The organism is Pseudolysobacter antarcticus (assembly GCF_004168365.1).
Classification (GTDB): domain Bacteria; phylum Pseudomonadota; class Gammaproteobacteria; order Xanthomonadales; family Rhodanobacteraceae; genus Pseudolysobacter; species Pseudolysobacter antarcticus.
Window position 1 is genome coordinate 786,827 of record NZ_CP035704.1, and the last position, 21,444, is coordinate 808,270.

General features: G+C 60.0%; 19 protein-coding genes. 13 read left to right on the forward strand and 6 right to left on the reverse strand.

Annotated elements, in window-relative coordinates; translation table 11 throughout:
• Positions 1-81: 81 nt before the first annotated feature.
• Both ELE36_RS03375 and ELE36_RS03380 read left to right on the forward strand, forming a co-directional pair.
• Entirely contained in the window at positions 82-1,125 is a 1,044-nt protein-coding gene (locus ELE36_RS03375) for an SRPBCC family protein (RefSeq protein ID WP_129831751.1), read from the forward strand.
• 186 nt (positions 1,126-1,311) lie between these two features.
• Positions 1,312-2,319 (forward strand): energy transducer TonB, encoded by a 1,008-nt coding sequence (locus ELE36_RS03380; RefSeq protein ID WP_129831752.1) that lies wholly within the window; start codon positions 1,312-1,314, stop codon positions 2,317-2,319.
• Here ELE36_RS03380 and ELE36_RS03385 read toward each other — a convergent pair.
• The gene (locus tag ELE36_RS03385; protein WP_242512345.1) at positions 2,309-3,661 is read right to left on the reverse strand and encodes a serine hydrolase domain-containing protein; all 1,353 of its coding nucleotides are present in this window, start codon (positions 3,659-3,661) and stop codon (positions 2,309-2,311) included. The two genes, ELE36_RS03380 and ELE36_RS03385, sit on opposite strands and share 11 nt — an antisense overlap.
• 216 nt (positions 3,662-3,877) lie before the next feature.
• Here ELE36_RS03385 and ELE36_RS03390 point away from each other — a divergent pair, with 216 nt between their 5' ends.
• The 3 genes from ELE36_RS03390 (at position 3,878) to ELE36_RS03400 (ending at position 7,013) form a co-directional block, all read left to right on the forward strand.
• Entirely contained in the window at positions 3,878-4,465 is a 588-nt protein-coding gene (locus ELE36_RS03390; protein WP_129831753.1) for a LemA family protein, read from the forward strand.
• Positions 4,466-4,529: 64 nt separating this feature from the next.
• A complete protein-coding gene (locus tag ELE36_RS03395) occupies positions 4,530-6,530 on the forward strand; it encodes a M48 family metallopeptidase (RefSeq protein ID WP_129831754.1) in 2,001 nt (666 codons plus the stop codon).
• Positions 6,531-6,548: 18 nt separating this feature from the next.
• Positions 6,549-7,013 carry a hypothetical protein gene (locus tag ELE36_RS03400; RefSeq protein WP_129831755.1) on the forward strand — a complete coding sequence of 155 codons (465 nt, stop codon included), beginning with the start codon at positions 6,549-6,551 and terminating at the stop codon, positions 7,011-7,013.
• Between the two features lie 63 nt (positions 7,014-7,076).
• Here the strand turns inward: ELE36_RS03400 and ELE36_RS03405 are convergent, their stop codons facing one another.
• Positions 7,077-8,654 carry a GMC family oxidoreductase gene (locus tag ELE36_RS03405; protein WP_129831756.1) on the reverse strand — a complete coding sequence of 526 codons (1,578 nt, stop codon included), beginning with the start codon at positions 8,652-8,654 and terminating at the stop codon, positions 7,077-7,079.
• A 44-nt stretch (positions 8,655-8,698) separates the two neighbouring features.
• Entirely contained in the window at positions 8,699-9,508 is an 810-nt protein-coding gene (locus ELE36_RS03410) for an MOSC domain-containing protein (RefSeq protein ID WP_129831757.1), read from the reverse strand.
• Positions 9,509-9,647: 139 nt separating this feature from the next.
• Here ELE36_RS03410 and ELE36_RS03415 point away from each other — a divergent pair, with 139 nt between their 5' ends.
• Both ELE36_RS03415 and fghA read left to right on the forward strand, forming a co-directional pair.
• Positions 9,648-11,066, forward strand: coding sequence for an NTP/NDP exchange transporter (locus tag ELE36_RS03415; protein WP_242512346.1), 1,419 nt, complete (start codon positions 9,648-9,650; stop codon positions 11,064-11,066).
• A 42-nt stretch (positions 11,067-11,108) separates the two neighbouring features.
• Positions 11,109-11,954 (forward strand): S-formylglutathione hydrolase, encoded by an 846-nt coding sequence (gene fghA, locus ELE36_RS03420; protein WP_129831759.1) that lies wholly within the window; start codon positions 11,109-11,111, stop codon positions 11,952-11,954.
• A 33-nt stretch (positions 11,955-11,987) separates the two neighbouring features.
• Here fghA and ELE36_RS03425 read toward each other — a convergent pair whose 3' ends face one another.
• The 3 genes from ELE36_RS03425 to ELE36_RS03435 are packed head-to-tail and all read right to left on the reverse strand — an operon-like array spanning position 11,988 to position 15,859.
• Positions 11,988-12,461, reverse strand: a complete 474-nt coding sequence (locus ELE36_RS03425) for a hotdog fold domain-containing protein (RefSeq protein WP_129831760.1) — start codon at positions 12,459-12,461, stop codon at positions 11,988-11,990.
• Between the two features lie 21 nt (positions 12,462-12,482).
• On the reverse strand, positions 12,483-14,954 hold the full coding sequence (locus tag ELE36_RS03430) for an acyl-CoA dehydrogenase (RefSeq protein ID WP_129831761.1): 2,472 nt from the start codon (positions 14,952-14,954) through the stop codon (positions 12,483-12,485).
• Entirely contained in the window at positions 14,951-15,859 is a 909-nt protein-coding gene (locus ELE36_RS03435) for an alpha/beta fold hydrolase (RefSeq protein WP_129831762.1), read from the reverse strand. The genes ELE36_RS03430 and ELE36_RS03435 overlap by 4 nt, the downstream gene beginning before the upstream one ends.
• Positions 15,860-16,002: 143 nt before the next feature.
• Here ELE36_RS03435 and ELE36_RS03440 point away from each other — a divergent pair, with 143 nt between their 5' ends.
• From ELE36_RS03440 to ELE36_RS03465, 6 genes are all read left to right on the forward strand, one after another.
• Positions 16,003-16,587, forward strand: a complete 585-nt coding sequence (locus tag ELE36_RS03440) for a TetR/AcrR family transcriptional regulator (protein ID WP_129831763.1) — start codon at positions 16,003-16,005, stop codon at positions 16,585-16,587.
• A gap of 95 nt (positions 16,588-16,682) precedes the next feature.
• Positions 16,683-18,425 carry a phosphoenolpyruvate carboxykinase (GTP) gene (locus ELE36_RS03445; protein ID WP_129831764.1) on the forward strand — a complete coding sequence of 581 codons (1,743 nt, stop codon included), beginning with the start codon at positions 16,683-16,685 and terminating at the stop codon, positions 18,423-18,425.
• 96 nt (positions 18,426-18,521) lie between these two features.
• Positions 18,522-19,397 (forward strand): histone deacetylase family protein, encoded by an 876-nt coding sequence (locus ELE36_RS03450; protein WP_207215852.1) that lies wholly within the window; start codon positions 18,522-18,524, stop codon positions 19,395-19,397.
• Between the two features lie 61 nt (positions 19,398-19,458).
• Entirely contained in the window at positions 19,459-20,019 is a 561-nt protein-coding gene (locus tag ELE36_RS03455; protein ID WP_129831766.1) for an RNA polymerase sigma factor, read from the forward strand.
• Positions 20,016-20,525 (forward strand): hypothetical protein, encoded by a 510-nt coding sequence (locus tag ELE36_RS03460; RefSeq protein WP_129831767.1) that lies wholly within the window; start codon positions 20,016-20,018, stop codon positions 20,523-20,525. The genes ELE36_RS03455 and ELE36_RS03460 overlap by 4 nt, the downstream gene beginning before the upstream one ends.
• Before the next feature lie 10 nt (positions 20,526-20,535).
• Positions 20,536-21,426 (forward strand): DUF4097 family beta strand repeat-containing protein, encoded by an 891-nt coding sequence (locus tag ELE36_RS03465; protein WP_129831768.1) that lies wholly within the window; start codon positions 20,536-20,538, stop codon positions 21,424-21,426.
• Positions 21,427-21,444 lie beyond the last annotated feature (18 nt).

Sequence of the window (21,444 nt, forward strand, 5' to 3'; positions counted from 1 at the left end):
CCACGCAAGAAACTGGCAAGCCGCGCGGGTAAAGATTAGGATGAAGGCGCGGATTCACGTGTCCATTCAACCGAGGTCATCATGCGTTTCATCCTGGGATTGCTGAAATTCCTGATCGTTCTTCTGGTGCTGCTGATCGGGGTAGCATTCCTGCTACCGGCGAAGGTGCATGTCGAGCGCAGTATCGTCATCGATCGTCCAACCTCCGAAGTATTCGCCGTGGTGAACAGTTTCAAATTGTTCAACTCGTGGTCGCCGTGGGCCGAGAAAGATCCGAACGCCAAATATACGTTTGAAGGTCCGCGCAGCGGCGTTGGCGCGAAAATCAGCTGGGTCGGCAACGACCAGGTTGGCAGCGGCAACCAGACCATCACCGAAAGCGATTCGAAACAAGCTGACAAGCGTGTCAGCAGCGCGATCGATTTTGGCGAGATGGGAAAAGTATCCGCCGATTTTTTCCTAAGTTCCGCGCCCAAGGGTAGTCAGGTGCGTTGGACCATGGACATGAATCTGCCAATGTCGTTCGACCAGAAGTTCGTTTCGAACCTGATCGGTCGCTACATGGGTTTGTTCATGGACAAACTGGTCGGCCCCGACTACGAACGCGGTTTGGGCAAGCTCAAGGTTTTGCTGGAAGGGTTTCCGAACGTCGACATAGCCGGCATGGACGGCGAGCCCGTCGAGCTGGCCGCGCACAAGATTCTGTTCGTGAGTGCGCACAGCAGTAACGACGTTGCGGCAACGTCCGCCACGCTCGCAGCTGCTTACACGCAGATTCGCAGTTATGCGCTCGCCAACAGGATTCTGCTCATGGATGCACCGCTGTCCATCACTACCAGCTCTGATGCGAGCGGCTGGCAATTCGATGCGGCCATTCCAGTGGATCGCATCGATGGCGCCGCCGATGATCAGGTAAAATCCGGCACCACGTATGCCGGAAAAGCAGTGCAGTTTTGGAGTGTTGGCGCTTACGACAAACTCACTGACAGCATTGCTCGGGCGTATGCGTGGCTTGCAGTGAACGGGTATCAGCCGGCGGATCGTTTGATCGAACAATATATCGATGATCCGGCCAGTATGCCGGTGGAACAAGTCCGCACGCAGATCCAGATTCCGGTCAAGTAGCTGAGCCTCGAATGACGGTCGACTAATTAGCAGTTGCGAAAATCGACGAGAAATGCGATACCTTGCAGTGCAAAATAAATCAGCGAAAGCCAAGGGGATGGCCGCCGCTTTTCTGGCCTCGTGTAGCATTCAAGGATAGAGTTTCGACTATGCAGGTGGTGTTTCAGGGGTGCTCCAAATAACGCCATGCGCAAAAAAATCATCAAAGACTCCAACCGCGGCAATGCAGTGTTTGCACCTGCGCTAACGTGGCGACCACTTTCCTTGATCCTGTGCGGTGCGCTCCTTGCCGCTTGTCAGGATCAAGCTCCCGCGCCCAAGCCTGCCGATGCGCCCAAGCCAGCTGCGGCCGCTGCTGCTGCGGTGGAGCCTGGTTCAGTCACGCCGGATGCTGCTGCCGTGCCATTGACACCGGCAGACATCAATCAGCTTTTGCAGGACGCCCGAAAGCACTTGCAGGCGCAGCGTCTGGTCGCGCCGCCGGGCAACAATGCGCTCGAAAATTATTCAAGAGTGCTCGAAGCGGATCCGAAAAATCTCACAGCAAGAGACGCGCTGCGTGAGCTGTTTCCGTTTGCGGTGAGTGTGGCCGAACAGAACATCAATTCTGGCACGCTGGATGAGTCCGAGCGCATCGTGACCTTGATGAGCAAAAGCGATCCGAACAACAATACCTTGCTGATCCTGCGGGGCAAGATCGACGCCAAGCGCAAGCTCGCCGATCAAACGCAGAAGGACAAGGACACCGCGCTCGCCGCAGCTACCGCGGCCGCCGCGGCAAAGAAAGGCACGCCGACCTCGCCATCGCCTGCCGATGCGGCGACGCCAACCGCGGCTACTCCTGCAGCCGCACCGGCGCCGGTCGCGGCGGCGCCGACACCAGCGCCCGCTCCTGTGGCGGCAGTGCCTGCCGGTGGCGAAAGCCACGATGCCAAAGCCATCGCCACCCCATCGCCGGAATATCCGCCGGCGGCGTATCGCGCGCACACGGATGGCTGGGTGCAGGTTGCATTCACCGTTACCGAGCAGGGCGCAGTCGCCGATGTGAAAGTCACTGGCTCGCAGCCGGCGCGTGTATTTGACAAGGCTGCGGTCAGCGCAATTCAGCGCTGGACATTCACGCCGAAGATGGAAAACGGCAAGGCGGTTGCAGCACAGATGAGTCGACGTCTCGAGTTCAAGGCTACTCAGTAGCCTCTTCTTTACGACTCGTTACAGCGGCTGCCGCCTGGCGCGGCAGCCGCTGAGTATTGTTGACGGTCACATGCGTCGGCTTCGCCGTTTCGATGCCGGCCCAATCGACTTGTGGCATGCCGAGATAACGATCCAGCACCATCGGGATCAATCCCGCCGGCATGCCGCAATCGCAATTCCACATCATCACCACGCCAAAACGATACTTCGGAAAAAACGCGATCATCGCGCGATAGCCCTGTACTGCACCGGCGTGATAATCCAGCGTCTCACCGGCATAATCGAACACGCGCCAACCGAGAGCGTAATTAGCATCGCGCACGCGGCTGCGTCGCCATGGCGCACCGCGCGCTTCGATTGGTGTGGTGATGCGCGGCCGGTGAATATCATCCAGAACATTCTGCGGCAGCACATCGGTGCGTCCGCCCATCTGCGCGATCAACCACGACGTCATGTCCTTGATGCTGGCGTTGACGCCCGCTGCCGGCGCCACGTGGTAGTAAGCTTCCTTCGCTTCCATCGGCAACCATACGCCGCCGCGCCGAGTGTGCGGGCGCGCCCAACTCGCGCTGGCTTCGAGTGCAACCTTGCCATAGGTCGCGGTGTTCATGCCGAGCGGATGGAACAAACGCTTCTCGACCTGGTGATAGAAAAAATCGCCGGTCAACGCGTAGGTGATATCGCCGATCAAACTGTAGGTGATGTTCTGGTAGCCATAGCACTGGCCGACCGGACACGCCATCGGCACTTCCTTGAGTTTTTCCACGAGCAGTTGATATGGCTCGTCCTGTTCCAGCAAATTGTCGTAGGTGTTGTGCGGTAGGCCGACGCTCTGGCTGAGGATTTCGCCGACCGTGAGTTGCGCGCTCGCCGACGAATCATGCAGCTCGAACGCGGGCAGCACGCTGCCGATTCGCGTCTCCCATCCGAACAATCCGTCACGTACCATCAGGCCCGCCAATCCGCTCGCGAACGCCTTGGATAACGAAGCGAGACGAAACACCGAATCTGCCGTCACCGGCAAACGTTTGGTCGCGTCGGCGTAACCGATGCCGCGTTGTAGCAGAACTTTATTGTCCTGCACGACAGCGACCGCAAGCCCCGACACCTGGCCGGATTGATCGACCAGATCCAGCCATTGATCGAGATTTTTTGCGGTATCTTCGGCGTTGCGCGGACCCGCGCTTGGATTGGCCAATAACGACGGAGCAACGGTCGGATTTTTCTTGCTCGCCGCCGAAGCCGCCTTGGGTTTGGAGCGTGCCGCATGAGCATCGAGAGTCGGCATCGCTGCGAGGCTGGTCGCCGTCAGCAGCAGTACCAAATTACGAACATGATTCATTCGCTTGTGTTGTCCTCTGGGGCAATTCTACCCGTGGTATTCTTGGTCTGCATGGAACCCTGCAGGGTGCAAGGATCTTAAAGCAAAGATCGGCGCAGCGAGTTAGGTAATTGTTTGCAGCACGCAGGTAATCCTGAGTTGATTCGCATCGTCGGCATGCTTCCAACAGTGCATGCCGGACATTCTATCTAGCGCAACGTTCTGGAGGAAAGGAATATGAGTTTGCTGATTCTGCTTATCATCGTCGGCGTGGTCGTGTTCATGGCGATCGGCATCTACAACGGCCTGGTCACTGGACGCAACGGTTACAAGAATGCGTTCGCACAGATCGACGTGCAACTCACGCGCCGCTACGACCTCATTCCGAACTTGGTCGAAGTCGCCAAGGGCTACATGAAACACGAGAGTGAAACGCTCGAAGCCGTGGTTCAGGCGCGCAACTCGGCTGTCACCGGCCTCAGCGCGGCGAAAGCTAATCCGGGCGATCCGAATGCGATGCAGCAGTTGTCAGGCGCAGAGAATGTGCTCACGCAATCGGTCGGAAAATTGTTCGCCCTGGCCGAAGCGTATCCCGATCTGAAAGCCAACCAGACCATGATGCAATTGTCCGAAGAACTCACCAGCACCGAGAACAAGGTCGCGTTCGCACGTCAGGCCTACAACGATGCGGTGATGGGCTACAACAATCGTCGCGAAGTGTTTCCAAGCTCGTTCATCGCCAACATGTACGGCTTCACCGCCGCAACGCCGCTCGAAATCGAATCGCCGCAGAAACGCGAAGCGGTCAAGGTTTCTTTCAGCTAAGAGTTTCTCTCAAAAGACGTAACAGTCGGACACGTTCACCACGCACTGAAACAGGAGCGCCACGATGAACTTCTTCGAACAGCAGGAGCGTGCGCGCAAGCACACGCGCCACATGCTGATGCTGTTCATCGTGGCGGTCGCGGCAATCGTGTTCGCGGTCGATCTGGTGCTGGTCATCGCGATGAACAGCGGCGGCGGCCGGCACAGCTCCGCGCATGTGACGATGAGCATTTTCAGCCCGGGTGCGTTGTTCCTGTCGACGGCGATCACGCTCGCCGTCATTGGCCTGGCATCGCTGTACAAGATATCGACCTTGCGCTCGGGCGGCTCGGCGGTCGCGTTGCAACTCGGTGCAACCTTGGTCCCGGCCGATACCACCGACTTCGCGTATCGACGTCTGCGCAACGTCGTAGAAGAAATCGCGATCGCGTCCGGCGTGCCCGTGCCGGAAATTTTCGTGATGGAAGACGAACCCGGCATCAACGCGTTTGCCGCCGGTTACACCACTGCCGATGCGGCAGTCACGGTCACGCGCGGCGCGATCGACAAACTCACACGCGAAGAATTGCAAGGAGTCATCGCGCACGAATTCAGCCACGTTCTCAACGGCGACATGCGCCTCAATATCCGCCTGATGGGCGTCGTGTTCGGCATCCTCGTATTGTTTATCGTCGGTCAGAAAATCGCCCAGGGTGGATTCTGGTTCAGCAGTTCCGACGATCGTCGCAACAACGGCGGCATTGTCGCTTTCGGTTTTGCACTAATGGCGATCGGCGGCATCGGCCTGTTTTTTGGGCGCCTGATCAAGGCCGGCATTTCGCGCCAGCGCGAATATCTGGCCGATGCTTCGGCGGTGCAGTTCACGCGCCAGACCGTCGGCATTTCCGGCGCACTGAAAAAAATCGGTGGCCTCGCCGAAGGCTCGAAACTCGGCGTATCCGACAAGGAAGAAGTCGCGCACATGTTGTTTGGCGACGGCATCGGTTATTCGGCCATGTTCGCCACGCATCCGCCGCTGCCAAAACGCATCCGCGCGATCGAACCGAATTTCAACGAGAGCGAATTCGCTGCGATCGCCGCGGCGTGGTCGGAGCCGGTCGCCGCATCGGACATGGATGGCAGCAACGTGTCGATCTCGGGCCTCGCGCCGGTCGGCGCCGCGACGATGGTGCAGCGTGCCGCGCAGGCTGCGGTCGTCGCCGATAAAGCCGCGCCATTACCCGCCGCGAATGCGCAACTCCACGTCAGCCCGCAGATGGTCGTGGCACAAGTATCCGCGCCCGGCAAGGACGATTACCAGACCGCCGGCACGCTCAATAATGCGATCCCGGATCGCATGCGCAGTCTGGCCTACACGCTCGATCGCGCGATGCCGCTGATCTATTCGCTCGTGCTGGAACAAGCGCCGGAAATCCACACGCGCCAACTGGCATTGATCGAACGTTATTACGACGCCACGATGCGCCAGAAAGTCGAGGAGTTATTGCCGGAAGTCGCCGCGCTGCATCCGATGCAACGCCTGCCGCTGGCTGCGCTCGCTTTCCCCGCGCTGCGCAAACAACCGCGCCCGGCGCTGCAGACTTTTGTGCTGGTTTTGAATCAGCTGATCCAGGCCGATGGCCAGACCAGCCTCGAAGAATATTGCCTCGCCAAACTCGTCAGCGTGCAGGTGATCGAAGCGCTCGATCCATCGCGCAGCGCGTCGATCGGCCGCAACAAATTGCCGGACTGCGCCACCCAAATTACCAATCTGTTCGCCATCGTCGCGCGCTACGGCAACGACGACGAACCTGCCGCGCGTCACGCCTATCTGCAAGGCATGCGCGAAGTATTGCCCGACAGCATTGCGCCATACGCGCCGCCGAAAGAATGGACGATGGCGATGGACGGCGCATTGCGTGCGCTCGATCTACTCGCGCCCGCTGGCAAGGAATTATTGCTGCGCGGTTTGACTGCCGCGATCAGCGCCGATGGCAAAGTCAGCGTCAGCGAAGCCGAACTGCTGCGCACGATTTGCGCTTCGTTGCATTGCCCGCTGCCGCCGCAACTTGATCAGGTCGCGTGATAAAGGCCAAGCGCGACAATGCAATCGCGCCATGAATTTCTGTTGATGCTCGCTGGCTGCGGCGGATTTCTAGGCGGACTGCTGCATGTCGTGGCGCTCATCGGTGGCCCGCGATGGATCGCTGCCATTGGTGCGCCGCCCTGGGTAGTGCAATCCGCACAGCGGGGAACGTGGATAGCACCCGTTGGTGCTCTCGTCATCACCGTCTTGATGTGGTTGTGCAGTGCCTACGCTTTTTCTGGTGCGGGGATGTTGCGGCGTCTGCCGTTGCTGCGGACGGGTCTGTTTTCGATTGCACTGGTATGTATTCTTCGTGGCATTGTGTTGGTGCCGCTGGTCGTCTATTTGCACCTGGAACTGATGGCTCATATTGGCAGTTTTGAAATCATCGCTTCGATGATTTGGCTGATCATCGGCTTGTTCTTTGCGTTCGGCCTGCATGGCATGCCGAGAAAGCATCGCAACCCAAGCCGACCCGGCTAGTTCTCATCTCGCGCAATAGCTTTGGCGCGTACCGCGCTAGCTGCCGCAACACGGCTGTCCCCACTAGCCCGCCAGAATCAAATCGCTGGCTTTTTCCGCAATCATGATCGTCGGCGCATTGGTATTGCCGGTCGGTAACATCGGCATCACTGACGCATCGATCACGCGCAAGCCGCTCACGCCGTGTACGCGCAATTCGGCATCGACCACCGATTGGACATCGTTGCCCATCTTGCAGGTGCCGATCGGGTGATAAATGGTTTCGGCCTTGCGCCGGATAAACGCTTCGATCTCGGCATCGGATTGGATGGCGCTGCCCGGAAAAATCTCGTCGCCACGATACGGCGAAAATGTCGCGGCGGAAAAAATCTGGCGCGACAGTTTTACGCCTTCGACCAGCATCGCCAGATCGTGCCCATCGGCATCGCTCAGATAATTTGCATGGATCGCCGCCGCATCGGCCGGATTTGCCGAGTGCAAACGAATCGCGCCACGGCTGTGCGGATGCAATGCGCACGCGTGCATCGTGTAGCCGTAACCGGGTAGGCGGTTGCGGCCATGATCGTCGAGAATCGCCGGCACGAAATGGAATTGCATGTCGCAACGGTCATCCGTCGCCAGCCGCGTACGCACAAATCCACCGGCCTCGGCCACGTTCGATGTGCCGGGGCCGCGGCGCTTGAGGTAATAATTCCACGCGGTGGAAATGTCGCTGATCTGATCGTAAGTAATCGGCTGAGTGCAGCGATCAATCGTGCAGATGTCGAGATGATCCTGCAGATTTTTACCGACGCCGGGCAGCGCGTGCTTGACACGGATATCGTGCTTGCGCAATTCATCGGCCGGGCCGACACCCGATAGCATCAGCAACTGCGGCGAGTTGATCGCGCCGCCGCACAGCAAAACCTCACGCGCTTCGGCACGTTTCAAGCGACCGTGATGACGATAATCCACACCAACCGCGCGGCCAGATTCGATCAGCACGCGTTGCGTTATCGCGCTGGTGCGCACAGTCAGGTTGGCGCGCCCGCGCACCGGGCGTAGATAACCTTGCGCGGTCGAACAACGCGCGCTGTTTTTCTGCGTCACCTGGTAATACCCGAAACCTTCCTGCGTGGCGCCGTTGAAATCCGTGTTCGTGACAAAACCGCTCGCCGCTGCGGCATCGAGGAAAACTTGCGACAGCGGATTGTGATACGTCAGATCCTGCACGCCGAGCGGGCCGTCACCGCCGTGCAGTGCATCGGCGCCGCGTGTATTGCCTTCGGCGCGCTTGAAATATGGCAGCACCTCGTTCCAGCTCCAGCCCGGGTTGCCGAGCCCGGCCCACTCATCGTAGTCGCCCGCGACGCCGCGGATATAACACATCGCGTTGATCGAACTCGAACCACCGAGCACCTTGCCACGCGGCCACCATAGGCGGCGATTTTCGAGCTGCGCTTCGGGCTCGGTCGAGTAATTCCAGTTGACGCCTTTTTGCCCGACCAGCTTGGCGATGCCCGCAGGCATGTGGATAAACGGATGCCAGTCGCCGGGTCCGGCTTCGAGCAGCAGCACGCGTTTGGAGGGATCTGCGCTGAGCCGATTGGCCAGCACACAACCGGCAGAACCGGCACCGACAATCACATAATCGTAGGTCATGACTTTCTTGTTTTTGCGTGGAAGCCGAAGGCTAGTCGGCGAGGCTAGAGCAGATGCTCCAGAACTTCGATCGCGTCCCCCGCACGAATCACGCCTTGGCCACGCGCGATCAGGTTCTGGCCGAACGTAACGCCGGCCGGCGTGCGCCGATAACCGATCAACGTGCGCAGCGGTTCGCCATCCGGGCTGAGTTCGCCGCGCGCGGGATCGACCGTAGTAAACACACAACGCGTGCAGGATTTGACTACATCGAATTCGATCTCGCCGATGCGAATTCGTGACCAGCGATCTTCGGCATGCGCTTCACATCCGGCGACCACGAGGTTCGGACGGAATTGCCACATGCCGACCGGACGCACGAGCCGTGCATTCAAGCCATCCAGCGCCGCTTGCGAGATCAGCAGCAGCGGATACGCATCGGCAAAGCTGACTTCGTCACCGGCACGCGCATGCTCGGTAACCACACGCGCGCAGTCATCGTCCATAAAAACCAGGCGACATGGTCGTCCGAGAAATGTACTGAGCCAGACGTTCGCGGAAGCATCGGCGAGTTGCGCGGCGACGATATTTTTCCACACCGTGACATCCAGCCGCGGCGCATTCGCTGGCGGAAATGAAACGTGCAACGGCGCCATCTGCGGCGCCCGCAGTATGAGTCCGGTAGCGACCGGTTCGGCTTGCAGCAAGGTCATCCGCGCCAATTCGCGACCGGTAATGAAACGCGCATTTTCATCCACGATCATCCAGCGCCGATCGTGGGCGAGGCCGCGCTTCTCGACGACGGCGGAAGCCAGCGTGAGTTGTGCGCAGGATTTGATCGGGTAGATATGCAGCGAAGCCAGTGTTGTGCTCATGCGCGCAGAATACGGTATTGCCCGGCCCGCGCAAATCTGCGACGCATCGAGCGTGCTGTCGCAGCGTTCGCAAAGGCAGTCGAATTTTCTCCGGCTTCTGCTAGGCTTTGCATTCCGCCTCGGTAAAGGAACCGCGCTGTTGAGTAAGTCAGGTTTGTCGACGTGGTTGCGCACGCATTTGTGGGTGGATATCAGACGCGAAGAGTGGCCGGCGTTGGCCCTGTCGTTCGCGTATTTTTTCTTCGTGCTCGGCGCGTACTACGTGATCCGCCCGGTGCGCGAGCAACTCGGTGCGCTGAACGGTTCGGCATCGTTGCCGCTGTTCTATGCGCTGACGTTCGTAGCCACACTGATCCTTACGCCGGTCTACGGCGCGCTGGTCGCGAACTATTCGCGCAAGCGTTTCATACCGCTGGTCTATGTGTTTTTCATCCTCTGCCTGCTCGCTTTTATTCCGTTGTTCGAGATACAGGGACAGCTTAATCCGCGTGTGCTCGGCGCGGTTTTTTTTGTCTGGGTTAGCGTATTCAACTTGTTCGTAGTGTCGGTATTCTGGAGTTTCATGGCCGACATTTTCAGCGTGCAACAGTCGCATCGTCTGTTCGGCGTGATCGCACTCGGCGGCACGATCGGCGCCGTGGTCGGACCATTGCTTGCCGGCGCGCTGGTCGGCTATATCGGTATCGCATGGTTGCTTGCGGTTTCTGCGGGCATGCTGCTACTCGCGCTGGCCTGCATCTTCGGCCTGATTGCGTGGTCGCGGCGCCATCCAGTAGCAGGCGACATAAAACGTGGCGAGGCGGTGATCGGTGGCAGCATGATTGCGGGTGCGCAGTTGGTGCTTGGCTCGACGTTCGTGTGGTACGCGTGGACAGCGCCGAAGCAATGGCTGTCATCCCTGTTCGGACGCAGCGCGACGGCGCAAAAGACAGCGCCCGATGCGCGCACGCCGTTCCTGCGGCGCATGGCGTTGCTGATGCTGCTCGGTGATTGTGTAGGCACTGTGCTGTTTGCGATGCAGTTCGATGTTGCCAAGGCGTATTACCCGGATGCCGTCGCGCGCACGCAATTTTTTGCGCATATCGATCTGGCGACAAATGCTTTGATAGTCGTGTTGCAGGCCACGGTCGCACGCTGGTTGCTGATGCGTTACGGCCCGACGCCGGGGCTGGTGATTCCGGCGCTGGTCAAGGCCGTTGCGTTGCTGCTGGTGGCCGCACTGGCGACACCGCTGGCGATTGCACTGGCGATGGTGTTTTCGCGTGCTGGCGCGTACGGCATGGAGCAGCCCGCGCGCGAAAGCCTGTACACGCGTGTGGATCGCGAAACGCGCTACAAGGCGAAAAATTTTATCGACACTGCGGTATGGCGGTTCGGTGATTTCGGTGTCGTGAATGTGCTCTCGGGCCTGCGTTTGCTCGGCATGGGCGTGCCGGGATTCGCCCTGCTCAGTGCGCTCGCGGCGAGTGCATCGGCGTGGCTGGGCTGGCGTCTGGTGCGCTCGTCAGGCTTGGCCGTCGAGCATCATGCCGATCAGCAGGCGCCGCAGTCGCCGTAGTCGGCAGTTGATCCGCCAATCAAAAATAAACGAGAGCGATACATGGATATCGAAACCATTTCCGAGCAGCGCAGTTTCGGCGGTGTGCAGGGTTTTTATCGGCACACATCAGCGGTATGTGCAGCGCCGATGCGCTTCGCCGTCTACACGCCGCCGCAAGCCGCGCACGGCAACGTGCCGGTGTTGTATTACCTGGCGGGGCTCACCTGCAGCGAAGAAACCTTCGTCATCAAGGCCGGCGCGCAGCGTCTTGCTGCCGAACTCGGCCTCATGCTCGTGGCGCCGGATACCAGTCCGCGCAACACTGGCATTGCGGGTGAAAACGACTCTTGGGATTTCGGCACAGCAGCGGGATTTTATGTCGACGCGACACGGTCGCCGTGGTCGAAATATTTCAACATGTACAGCTATGTCACACGTGAATTGCCGGCGCTGATCGCGGCGAATTTTCCGGCGGATGCAACGTGTCAGGGCATCTTCGGCCATTCGATGGGCGGACATGGCGCGCTAGTCTGTGCGTTGCGCAATCCGCAGCAATATCGATCGGTTTCCGCATTCGCGCCGATCGTTGCGTCTAGTCAGTGTCCGTGGGGCGAAAAAGCCTTGCCGCGTTTTCTCGGTGATGATCGCGCTGCGTGGAAAAATTACGACGCGACCGAACTCGTGCAGCAGAAAACTTTTCCGGGCACGATTCTTATCGATCAGGGCGAAGCCGATAAATTTCTGGTGGAACAACTCAAGCCCGAGTTATTCGAAGCGGCATGTGCGAAGGTGGGCCAGGCGCTGATCCTGCGGTATCAGCCCGGTTACGATCACAGCTATTATTTCATCAGCACATTCATCGAAGACCATCTGCGCCATCACGCAGCGGCGCTGACGCAGGATTGAGTTTTCTCGCGGCGAGACGAAGCGCGTTGTATTTCAGTCGCGTTTTTGGCGCGGCGAAATCCACATCTTGATCGACGCGCGAAATACGGTTTTCCCGGCGCCGTCATTCACTTCGACCGGCAGCACAAACTCGTAACCGTCACTGCTTGATACCGGCAAGATATCGAGTTTTGCGCGTGCGTGCATCGTGCCGACTGCCTTCTGCAAATATTCCACCGTCATGCCTTTCGGGATCCAGCGCATGTCGCCGGGCAGGCTCACATCAGTGCACAGGCCGGCAGCAAGTTCGGCCATATTGCAGAGTGCAATCGCGTGCACGGTGCCGATGTGATTGGTCACACTGCGGCGATGCCGGATCGACACCACACATTCGCCGCTCGCGAGCGTTTCTATCAGCGGATGGATGCTCGCGAAATAGGGTGCGCGAAAACATACCAGACGCGAAAACAGCCAGCGACCGCCGGGCCAGCGCGTCAAACGCTCGTAGGACTCCAGTACCGAGCGCATGACGTGGTTTCTCCGATTCGATCAGGCCGCGGAACGTAATGCGGGACGTTTCGCCTGCTTGACCGCCGCTTCGAGTTCGCTGCTGTCGAAATCATCGACCGCAATAAATTCGGCGACAGCCGCGCGGGTTTTTTCCAGCAGTTTGCGTTCGTCGCCGCTGATCACTGCAAGCTGTTCGGCTTCGATCAGTTGTTCGGCATGATCGAGTGTTTTCAGCGTGCCGCTCCTAAGCGCCTTGGCGATCTTGCGTTCCATCGGTTCAGCGGCAATGACCTCGCCGAGCACGGCGTGCATGCGGCCGATCATGTTGTTCGGCGCCGGTGTCAGATACAGCCACTCGCCGAAGCGCGTGCGGGATTCCGACGGTGCCAGCAACAGCTCGCAAACCTTGCTGCCGAGACGATCGCTCGGCGTCTCCTCGCGCCGACCCAGCGGCATCACCAGTGCGCGCAAAACCCACGCGACCGGGCGCACCGGGAAGTTGCGCAATACGCCGTCGAGTGCGGTCTGCATCTTGTATACGCTGTCGTGAATCGCCCACGCCAGCAGCGGCTGATCGGCGAGCGGGCGACCTTGATCCTCGTAGCGCTTCAGCATCGAGCTTGAAATATACAATTGGCTCAACACATCGCCCAGGCGTGCCGAAAGTTTTTCTTTCCGCTTGAGTTTGCCGCCGAGCACGAGCATCGAGGTATCGGCGCACAACGCCAATGCGGCGCTGTAGCGATTGAGTTTTCGATAATAACGTTTGGTGTATTTGTCGCCGGGTGCGGCGCCGATGGATCCATGCGTGAGGCCGAGCACGAAGCTGCGCACGGCGTTTGAAATCGCAAAACCGATGTGCTTAAACAACAAGGTGTCGAAGGTTTTCAGGCGCGTGCGGTAGTCCGGTTCCTGTGCCGCGAGCATTTCCTGGAGCACGTACGGATGGCAGCGAATCGCGCCCTGGCCGAAGATCATGAGGCTGCGAGTGAGAATGTTCGCGCCTTCCACCGTGATGCCGATCGGCGCCCCTTGCCAGGCCCGACCGAGATAGTTTTTCGGGCCGAGAATCACGCCCTTGCCGCCGTGGATATCCATCGCGTCGGTGATAACCTGGCGACCCATATCGGTGGCGTGGAATTTTGCGATGGCCGATGGCACAGCGGGTTTTTCGCCACGATCGACCGCTGCGGCAGTCGCGCGAGATAGTGCAGTCACGGCGTAGGTGTAACCGCCGATACGCGCGAGCGCTTCTTCGATGCCTTCGAAACGACCGATCGACATGCCGAACTGCTTGCGCATGCGCGCATATGCGCCGGTCGCGATCGTGCCCATCTTCATCGCGCCCGTGGCGTTCGACGGCAGCGAAATCGCACGACCCACCGACAGGCATTCGACCAGCATGCGCCAGCCGTGGCCGGCCATTTCGGCGCCGCCGATCAGCTGCGACAGCGGCACAAACACATCTTTGCCACGCACCGGGCCGTTCTGGAACGGAACGTTCAGCGGGAAATGGCGACGGCCGATTTCGAGACCCTTCACATCACGCGGCAACAACGCCAAGGTGATGCCGATATCTTTTTTCTCGCCGAGCAAACCGTCCGGATCGTACATGCGGAATGCGAGGCCGACCAAGGTCGCGACCGGCGCCAAGGTGATGTAGCGTTTGTCGAACGTCAGGCGCACGCCGAGCACGGTCGCGCCTTGCCACTCGCCCTTGCAGACGATGCCGGTGTCGGGAATCGAGGTCGCATCCGAACCGGCGGTTGGGCCGGTCAGGGCGAAGCACGGAATCTCGCGGCCGTCGGCGAGACGCGGCAGGTAATAATTCTTGTGTTCGTCGCTGCCGTAATGCAGCAGCAGTTCGGCCGGGCCAAGCGAGTTCGGCACCGCAATCGTCGAGGAAACCGTGCCCGAAATACTCGCGACTTTCTGCAGCACCGCGGAGTGCGCTAGTGCAGAGAATTCGAGGCCGCCGTATTTTTTCGGAATGATCATGCCGAAGAATTTGTGGGTCTTGATGAAGTCCCACACTTCCGGCGTCAGGTCGGCGCGTTCGTGCGTGATTTCCCAATCGTTGATGATCTGGCAGAGCTGTTCGCACGGCCCGTCGAGAAAGGCTTGCTCTTCCAGACTCAACTGCGGCACCGGTTGCGACAGCAATTGTTTCCAGTCCGGTTTGCCGCTGAACAGCTCGCCTTCGAAACCGACTGTGCCGGCTTCGAGCGCAACTTTTTCGGTGTCGGAAATTTCCGGCGTGATCTTCTGATAGATCGCCAGCAGCGGCGCGGTCAGGCGCTTGCGGCGGAAGTCCGGCAGATTCAGCGGCACGACAATCAACGCGAATATCGCCGCGCTGATGATCGTGCTGAGCCACGAGCTTTGCGCAACCATGGCGGCGATGATCAATGCGGCAGCAGTGACGATGCTCCAGTTGCGCAGGTTCACGCGCAGATACGCGCAGGCCAGCGAGCTGACAAGTACGGCGAGAATCGGATACCAGGAACTCATGGTCTTACTCCTGTGAAATCCGCTGCTGTTTCGCGCAGCGGTTGAATGAATTCGAGAACGGCGTCGGTGAATACATCATTGCGATCGCCGACCAGCATGTGCGTGGCGCGTGGCACGGCAACGTGTTTTGCGTGCGGCACCAACGCGAGAAATTCGTCGATCGTCGCGCTCGATACGATGTCGCTTTCGCTGCCGCTGATGAGCAAAGTGGGAATGCGAATGGCCTTGGCGGCGATCGCAAGATCGGCCTGTTGTTGGGTGCTGTCGCCGGCGACGATATCGAGCAGGCGCGGATCCCAGTGCCAGCGCAATCGGCCATCGTCGCGCGGCACGAGGTATTTGCGCAGGCGTTCGCTCGGTGTGCTTTCGCGGCGTTGCGGCAGGTATTCCTTGATCGCTGCAGCGGCTTCATCGAGATCGGCAAAGCCATCGGGAAACGCGCGCATGAACTTGAGAATGCGTTCGACCCCGGCGGTTTCCCAGCGCGGAGTGATATCGACCAACACCAGCGCGCGAAACAGCCCCGGCCCGGCTTCGGCTTCGGCGGCGAGCGCGAGCAGGCCGCCCATCGAGGCACCGACCAGCACCGGCGGCGCGGCACATCCACGCGCAATCTGGATCAGATCGCTGGTGAACTGCTGCATCGAATAATCACCGCCTGGGAGCCAAGCGCTGTCGCCATGTCCGCGTCCGTCTGCACTGATGCAACACCAGCCTTGTTCAGCGAGCTGCATCGCGGTATTGCGCCAGGCTTGGCGGGTCTGGCCGAAACCGTGCGCAAACACCACGGTCGGCGCGCTGGGATCGCCGAAGTATTCGAGCGCCAGATGCAGGCCATCCGCGGCTGGCAAGCGGACTTGCGAGCTGGCGCGCGGCGGGGTGGAAAATATTTCGACGGAAACCATACCGCCGAGTATGGTATTTGCGCCCAAGGCTGTCAATACGCACGCGTATGGAAAGTATGGAGCGCGCCGATTAGTTAGAATGTCGGATCGCGTGCGCTGCACTGCGGCTTCACCTTTCCACTGGCTTGCGTCACCATCACCGCATGTTGAGTATCGTCAAAAAACTGGAACGCCCTTCGCGCCTGAGCGCCACCGATTGGGAAATCGGTGCGCTCGACATGATTGCGGAGCAGGGCGTGGGCGCTGTCGCGGTCGAATCGCTGGCGCGCCGGCTCGGTGTGACCAAGGGCAGTTTCTATTGGCACTTCGCCACGCGCGAGGCCTTGCTGAAGGCCGCACTAGAACGCTGGGAGCGCGACGACGAGTTGAACGTGCTCGGCCCGGTCGAACCGATCGCCGACCCGCGCGAACGTCTGCGCGAATTGTTTCGCCGCACCAGTCGCGAAATAAAATCGCACGTGATTTATTCCGCGTTGATGGGCGCATTGGAGCACGCTCAGGTCGCGCCGCTGATGCGCCGCGTTGGCCAGCGCCGCATGGATTTTCTGACCATCGCATATCGCCAGGCCGGCATGGAGCGCAGCCAGGCGGTTCATCGCGCGCGGCTTGCTTATTCGGCTTACGTCGGATTTTTGCAGCTCTCGCTGCAGCTGATCGTGCCGCGCATGGATCATGCGCAATACGAATCCTATGTCGAACACACCATCGCCTCGCTGATTCCTGACTGATCGGGATCGGCATTGCCAGGCTGCACCGCTGCGCGATCGCAGCGCGCGCGCCATACCGTTTTTATCAGCTTTGGGCGCAAGCCTTCGAGGAATTCATGGCAAGCAAATTGGAAACACTGAATCGCTGGGTCGATGAGGTCGCGCGACTTACCCAGCCCGATCGCATTCATTGGTGTGACGGCAGCGAGGCCGAGAACGAAGCGCTGACCGAACTCATGCTGGAGTCCGGCGATCTGATCGAACTGAACCCAAACACGCATCCGAATTGCTATCTGCATCGCTCGCATCCGTCGGATGTCGCGCGTGTAGAACATCTGACCTTTGTCTGCACCGAGAACAAGGACGATGCCGGCCCGAACAATCACTGGATGGCGCCAACCGAAGCGCACGCGAAGATCGACGCGTTGTTCGCCGGCAGCATGCGTGGTCGCACCTTGTATGTGATTCCGTATTGCATGGGGCCGATCGATTCGCCGATCGCGCGTTGCGGCGTGGAGATTACTGACAGCGCTTACGTGGTCGCGAACATGCGCATCATGACGCGCATGGGTGCGGCGGCACAGGCGCGTATCGAGCGCGAAGGCCGTTTCGTCAAAGGCCTGCATTCGGTCGCTGAACGCGATCCGGAAAAACGCTTCATCATGCATTTCCCCGAAGAACTCGCGATCAAGTCGATCGGCTCGGGTTACGGCGGCAATGCTTTGCTCGGCAAGAAATGCCATGCGTTGCGCATTGCCTCGTGGCAGGCGCGCAGCGAAGGCTGGCTGGCCGAACATATGCTGATCGTCGGCATCGAAAATCCGCAGGGCGAAACGTTTTATGTCGCCGCGGCTTTTCCGTCGGCGTGCGGTAAAACCAACCTTGCGATGCTGATTCCGCCCGCCGCGTATCTAGGCTGGAAAATCTGGACTGTCGGCGACGATATCTGCTGGATGCAGCCCGGCGCCGATGGCCGCCTGTGGGCGATCAATCCCGAGGCCGGTTTCTTCGGCGTGGCACCCGGCACCAGTGCCAAGACTAATGCGAATGCGCTGGCGATGCTCGATCACGACGCGATCTTTACCAACGTCGCGGTCACCGCCGATAACCAGCCGTGGTGGGAGGGTTTGAACGACACCGTGCCGGCGAAGGATTGGCAAGGTCGCGACTACGATCCAGCGAACGGTCCGGCGGCGCATCCGAATTCGCGCTTCACCGTGTCGGCGCGGCAATGTCCGAGCTTCTCGCCGCACGCGGAAGACGCGCAGGGCGTGCCGCTGTCCGCGATCATTTTCGGTGGACGGCGCGAGTCGCTCGTACCGCTGGTGTTCGAGGCGCGCGACTGGGCGCACGGCGTGCTGGTCGGTGCGAGCATGGCCTCGGAAACCACTGCCGCCGCGACCGGCGCAGTCGGCGTGGTACGTCGCGATTCGATGGCGATGAAACCTTTCTGTGGCTACAACTTTGGCGACTATTTCAGCCACTGGTTATCGTTTGCCGACAAGGCCGGCAAGCTGCCGAAAATCTTTCACGTCAACTGGTTTCGCAAGGGCATGGACGGCAAATTCCTGTGGCCGGGATTCGGCGACAACATGCGTGTGCTCGAATGGGTAGTAGCGCGCTGCACGGGCAAGGCCGCGGCGATCGAAACGCCGATCGGCAGTCTGCCACGCGCGCAGGATCTGAATCTCGATGGTCTGGCGATCGGCGCGCCGCAACTCGCAGCGCTGCTGGCGATCGATCATGCCGGTTGGAAAAAGGAAATCGCGGCGATCGGCGAATATCTCGCCTCCTACGGTACGCATACGCCGCCGGCGTTGCATGCCGAACAGCAACGTGTGGCGGCCGCGCTGGCCTAGTCGCGCGATCGTGATGCGGCATGCGGCAACGCGCTCGTGAAGGCTTTTTATTGCCATCATTTCGTTTTGCCGTTGCCGCCTGAACATCGTTTTCCGATGAGCAAGTACGCGCTTCTATATCAGCGCGTATTTGCCGATGCGCAGGCGCTCGATATAGAGTTGGTCGAGCCGCAACCCGCCAGCGAAATCGATTTGCTGCGCGTGCATACGCCGGATTATGTGCAGCGTGCGATTCGCGGTGAGTTGACCGCGACGGAGCAGCGCAAGATCGGTTTTCCGTGGTCGGCGATGATGATCGAACGCTCGCGCCGATCCGCCGGCAGCACGATGTCGGCGCTTGAAGCCGCGCTGCGCGGTGACGGTGTCGCGGTCAATCTCGCGGGCGGCACGCATCACGCGTTTGCCGATCACGGCGGTGGCTATTGCGTGTTCAACGATACCGTGATCGCCGCGCGTTACGTGCAGGCGCTAGGATTGGCGAGACACATCCTGGTCGTGGATCTGGATGTGCATCAGGGCGACGGCACAGCCGCAATCACACGTGAGGATGACTGCATTTTTACGTTCTCGATGCATGGCGAGCGCAATTATCCAGTGCACAAACAGCAGAGCGATCTCGACGTCGAATTGCCCGACGCTTGCAGCGATGTCTTGTATCTCGATCAGCTCGCGCAGTTTCTGCCGTTGGCGATTGAACGCGCGGCGGCGGATGCGGTGATCTATCTGGCCGGTGCCGATCCGTATGGCGGCGATCGACTCGGCCGGCTCGGCTTGAGCAAGCCCGGCTTGGCTGAGCGTGATCGTTGCGTACTTGCCGCGTGTGCGCGACACGGCCTGCCATTGGCGATCAGCATGGCTGGCGGTTACGCGCACGACATCGACGATATCGTCGATATCCATTTTGCGACGATCCGCGCCGCGGCAATACATGCTCGCGCGCTGTCCACATGTTCGTCGCGCGGTGTCGGCTAAACCATTTGCGCCGGTGTCGCATCCAACGGACACCATGAATGCTGCGATACTCTCTTTCCCTATGGCATTAGCCGACCGACCGCAGGACGAAACCAGCGACGCGCAGCTCGTGCGTGGCGCGCAGAGCGGGCAGGTACGCGCGTTCGAGGCCTTGTATCGGCGTCATGTCGGGCGCGTGCACGGCGCCGTGTGGCGGCTCAGCGGCAGCGACTCGGCGCGGGCCGAGGAGATCACCCAGGAGGCGTTCATCCGCGCCTGGCAGAAGTTGTCGAGTTTCCGTTTCGAGAGTGCGTTTTCGACGTGGTTGCATCGTCTTGCCGTGAACGTCGCATTGATGGATATTCGATCACGCAGCAGCCAGCCGGCGCATGACGATGCCGACGACGCGCTGCAGAATATCGAAGAAGCATTACCGGCATTTTGCGCCGCCGAACGTGGTGATCTGGAGCGCGCCGTTGCGGCGCTGCCGCCACGAGCGCGGGCGGTTTTGGTACTGCACGATATCGAAGGTTGGAAACACGAGGAAATCGCCGGCGAACTCGGCATGGCGGTCGGGTCATCGAAAGCACAATTGCATCGCGCCCGCGGCATCTTGCGGCGCGTTTTAGGAGAAGCGGCATGAACGAATTCGAATGGCAACGCCAATTGCGCACACTGGCGCAGCCGCGCGAGCCGCAGAACGATCTGTGGGCGAACATTGCCGCTGGCATATCTGCGCAGCAGCAATCGGCGCGACGCGTATCGCCGATGCGCTGGGCCTGGGCTGCAGTTGCGATCTTGTGTGTCGGGCTCGGCAGCGTGTTTGTCGCGCAGCAATACATGACGCAGAACGATCCGAGCAATATTGCCGGCGTGGCTGCGCCGACAACCAGTGCCATGCCGATCGCCGCAACAGCGTCGAGTGATGGCAGCGATCATCTTGCGCCACGTCTTTCACGCACTGCACTCGATTGGGCCAGCCCGAGCGAACGCCATCTCAGCGGCGCCGCACGCGAGCTGGACAGCGCTACCGCCGAATTGCAGCAAGCCATGGAAATGCGCCCCGACGCGGTATTTCTGGTTGGCTTGTTGAATCGCACGAATGCGCAACGCATGCGCCTGACACGTCTTTCCGCGACTGCGGGTTGAGGATTTTTATATGAAACTCACGACAATTTTTTATGCCCTCGCGCTGTTGTTGCCCGGCATCACTTTTGCCGGCACGCCGATCAGCGAAACCCGCGCGTTGCACGTCGACGCCAAGGTGGATATCGAAAACGTGCGTGGCGCTGTCACCGTCAGTGGCTGGGACAAGGACGAAATCAGCATCACCGGCACGCTCGGCGACGGTAACAAGGGTCTCGAAATCGAAGGCGGCGGATCGCATCTGAGCGTGCGTGTCGAAGGCGAAAAAAAGAGCGGCTGGTTCGGTGACGGCCCGCGCTCGGATACGTTGCTGAATATCAAATTGCCGCGACGCGCGGTGGTCAAGATCGAGGTGGTCAGCGCCGATGTCGATGTGAGCAATCTGTCCGGCGTTTCGCTCGGCATCGAAAGCGTCAGCGGCCAGATCAAGGCGCAGGCCGAAGTCGGCGAGCTGAACGTCAACAGCGTCAGCGGCGGCATGCAATTGAATGCGATCGCCAAGCGCAGCCACATCGAAACCGTGAGCGGCGACATCGACGCGCGCGGCATGTCGGGCAAGGTCAAGCTCGAAACCGTTTCGGGGCGGGCGCGGTTGCAGGCAAGCACGCTGCACGATCTCGATGCGGGCACTGTCTCCGGCGATATCGAAATTCATGCCGCGCTTGAAGGCGGCGCACATGTCGAGGCGGAAAGCATGAGCGGCGCAGTCAAGATTTTCGTGCCGGCCAATCTGTCGGCGCGGATCGAAGCGGAAAGTTTCAGCGGCAGGATTCGCAGCGATTTCGGTACGCCGAAAACGCAGGAGTTCGGCCCGGGCACGAGCCTGGAAACCACGGCAGGCGCGGGCGAAGCGAAGATCTCGCTGAACTCGTTCAGTGGTGACGTCACGCTGAAAAAAGAGTGATGCGAGAACGTCGCGACA

Coding starts and splice junctions, on each gene's coding strand:
- ELE36_RS03375 (WP_129831751.1), top strand. CDS start 82: ATGCGTTTCATCCTGGGATTGCTGAAATTCCTGATCGTTCTTCTGGTG.
- ELE36_RS03380 (WP_129831752.1), top strand. CDS start 1,312: ATGCGCAAAAAAATCATCAAAGACTCCAACCGCGGCAATGCAGTGTTT.
- ELE36_RS03385 (WP_242512345.1), bottom strand. CDS start 3,661: ATGAATCATGTTCGTAATTTGGTACTGCTGCTGACGGCGACCAGCCTC.
- ELE36_RS03390 (WP_129831753.1), top strand. CDS start 3,878: ATGAGTTTGCTGATTCTGCTTATCATCGTCGGCGTGGTCGTGTTCATG.
- ELE36_RS03395 (WP_129831754.1), top strand. CDS start 4,530: ATGAACTTCTTCGAACAGCAGGAGCGTGCGCGCAAGCACACGCGCCAC.
- ELE36_RS03400 (WP_129831755.1), top strand. CDS start 6,549: ATGCAATCGCGCCATGAATTTCTGTTGATGCTCGCTGGCTGCGGCGGA.
- ELE36_RS03405 (WP_129831756.1), bottom strand. CDS start 8,654: ATGACCTACGATTATGTGATTGTCGGTGCCGGTTCTGCCGGTTGTGTG.
- ELE36_RS03410 (WP_129831757.1), bottom strand. CDS start 9,508: ATGAGCACAACACTGGCTTCGCTGCATATCTACCCGATCAAATCCTGC.
- fghA (WP_129831759.1), top strand. CDS start 11,109: ATGGATATCGAAACCATTTCCGAGCAGCGCAGTTTCGGCGGTGTGCAG.
- ELE36_RS03425 (WP_129831760.1), bottom strand. CDS start 12,461: ATGCGCTCGGTACTGGAGTCCTACGAGCGTTTGACGCGCTGGCCCGGC.
- ELE36_RS03430 (WP_129831761.1), bottom strand. CDS start 14,954: ATGAGTTCCTGGTATCCGATTCTCGCCGTACTTGTCAGCTCGCTGGCC.
- ELE36_RS03435 (WP_129831762.1), bottom strand. CDS start 15,859: ATGGTTTCCGTCGAAATATTTTCCACCCCGCCGCGCGCCAGCTCGCAA.
- ELE36_RS03440 (WP_129831763.1), top strand. CDS start 16,003: ATGTTGAGTATCGTCAAAAAACTGGAACGCCCTTCGCGCCTGAGCGCC.
- ELE36_RS03445 (WP_129831764.1), top strand. CDS start 16,683: ATGGCAAGCAAATTGGAAACACTGAATCGCTGGGTCGATGAGGTCGCG.
- ELE36_RS03450 (WP_207215852.1), top strand. CDS start 18,522: ATGAGCAAGTACGCGCTTCTATATCAGCGCGTATTTGCCGATGCGCAG.
- ELE36_RS03455 (WP_129831766.1), top strand. CDS start 19,459: ATGGCATTAGCCGACCGACCGCAGGACGAAACCAGCGACGCGCAGCTC.
- ELE36_RS03460 (WP_129831767.1), top strand. CDS start 20,016: ATGAACGAATTCGAATGGCAACGCCAATTGCGCACACTGGCGCAGCCG.
- ELE36_RS03465 (WP_129831768.1), top strand. CDS start 20,536: ATGAAACTCACGACAATTTTTTATGCCCTCGCGCTGTTGTTGCCCGGC.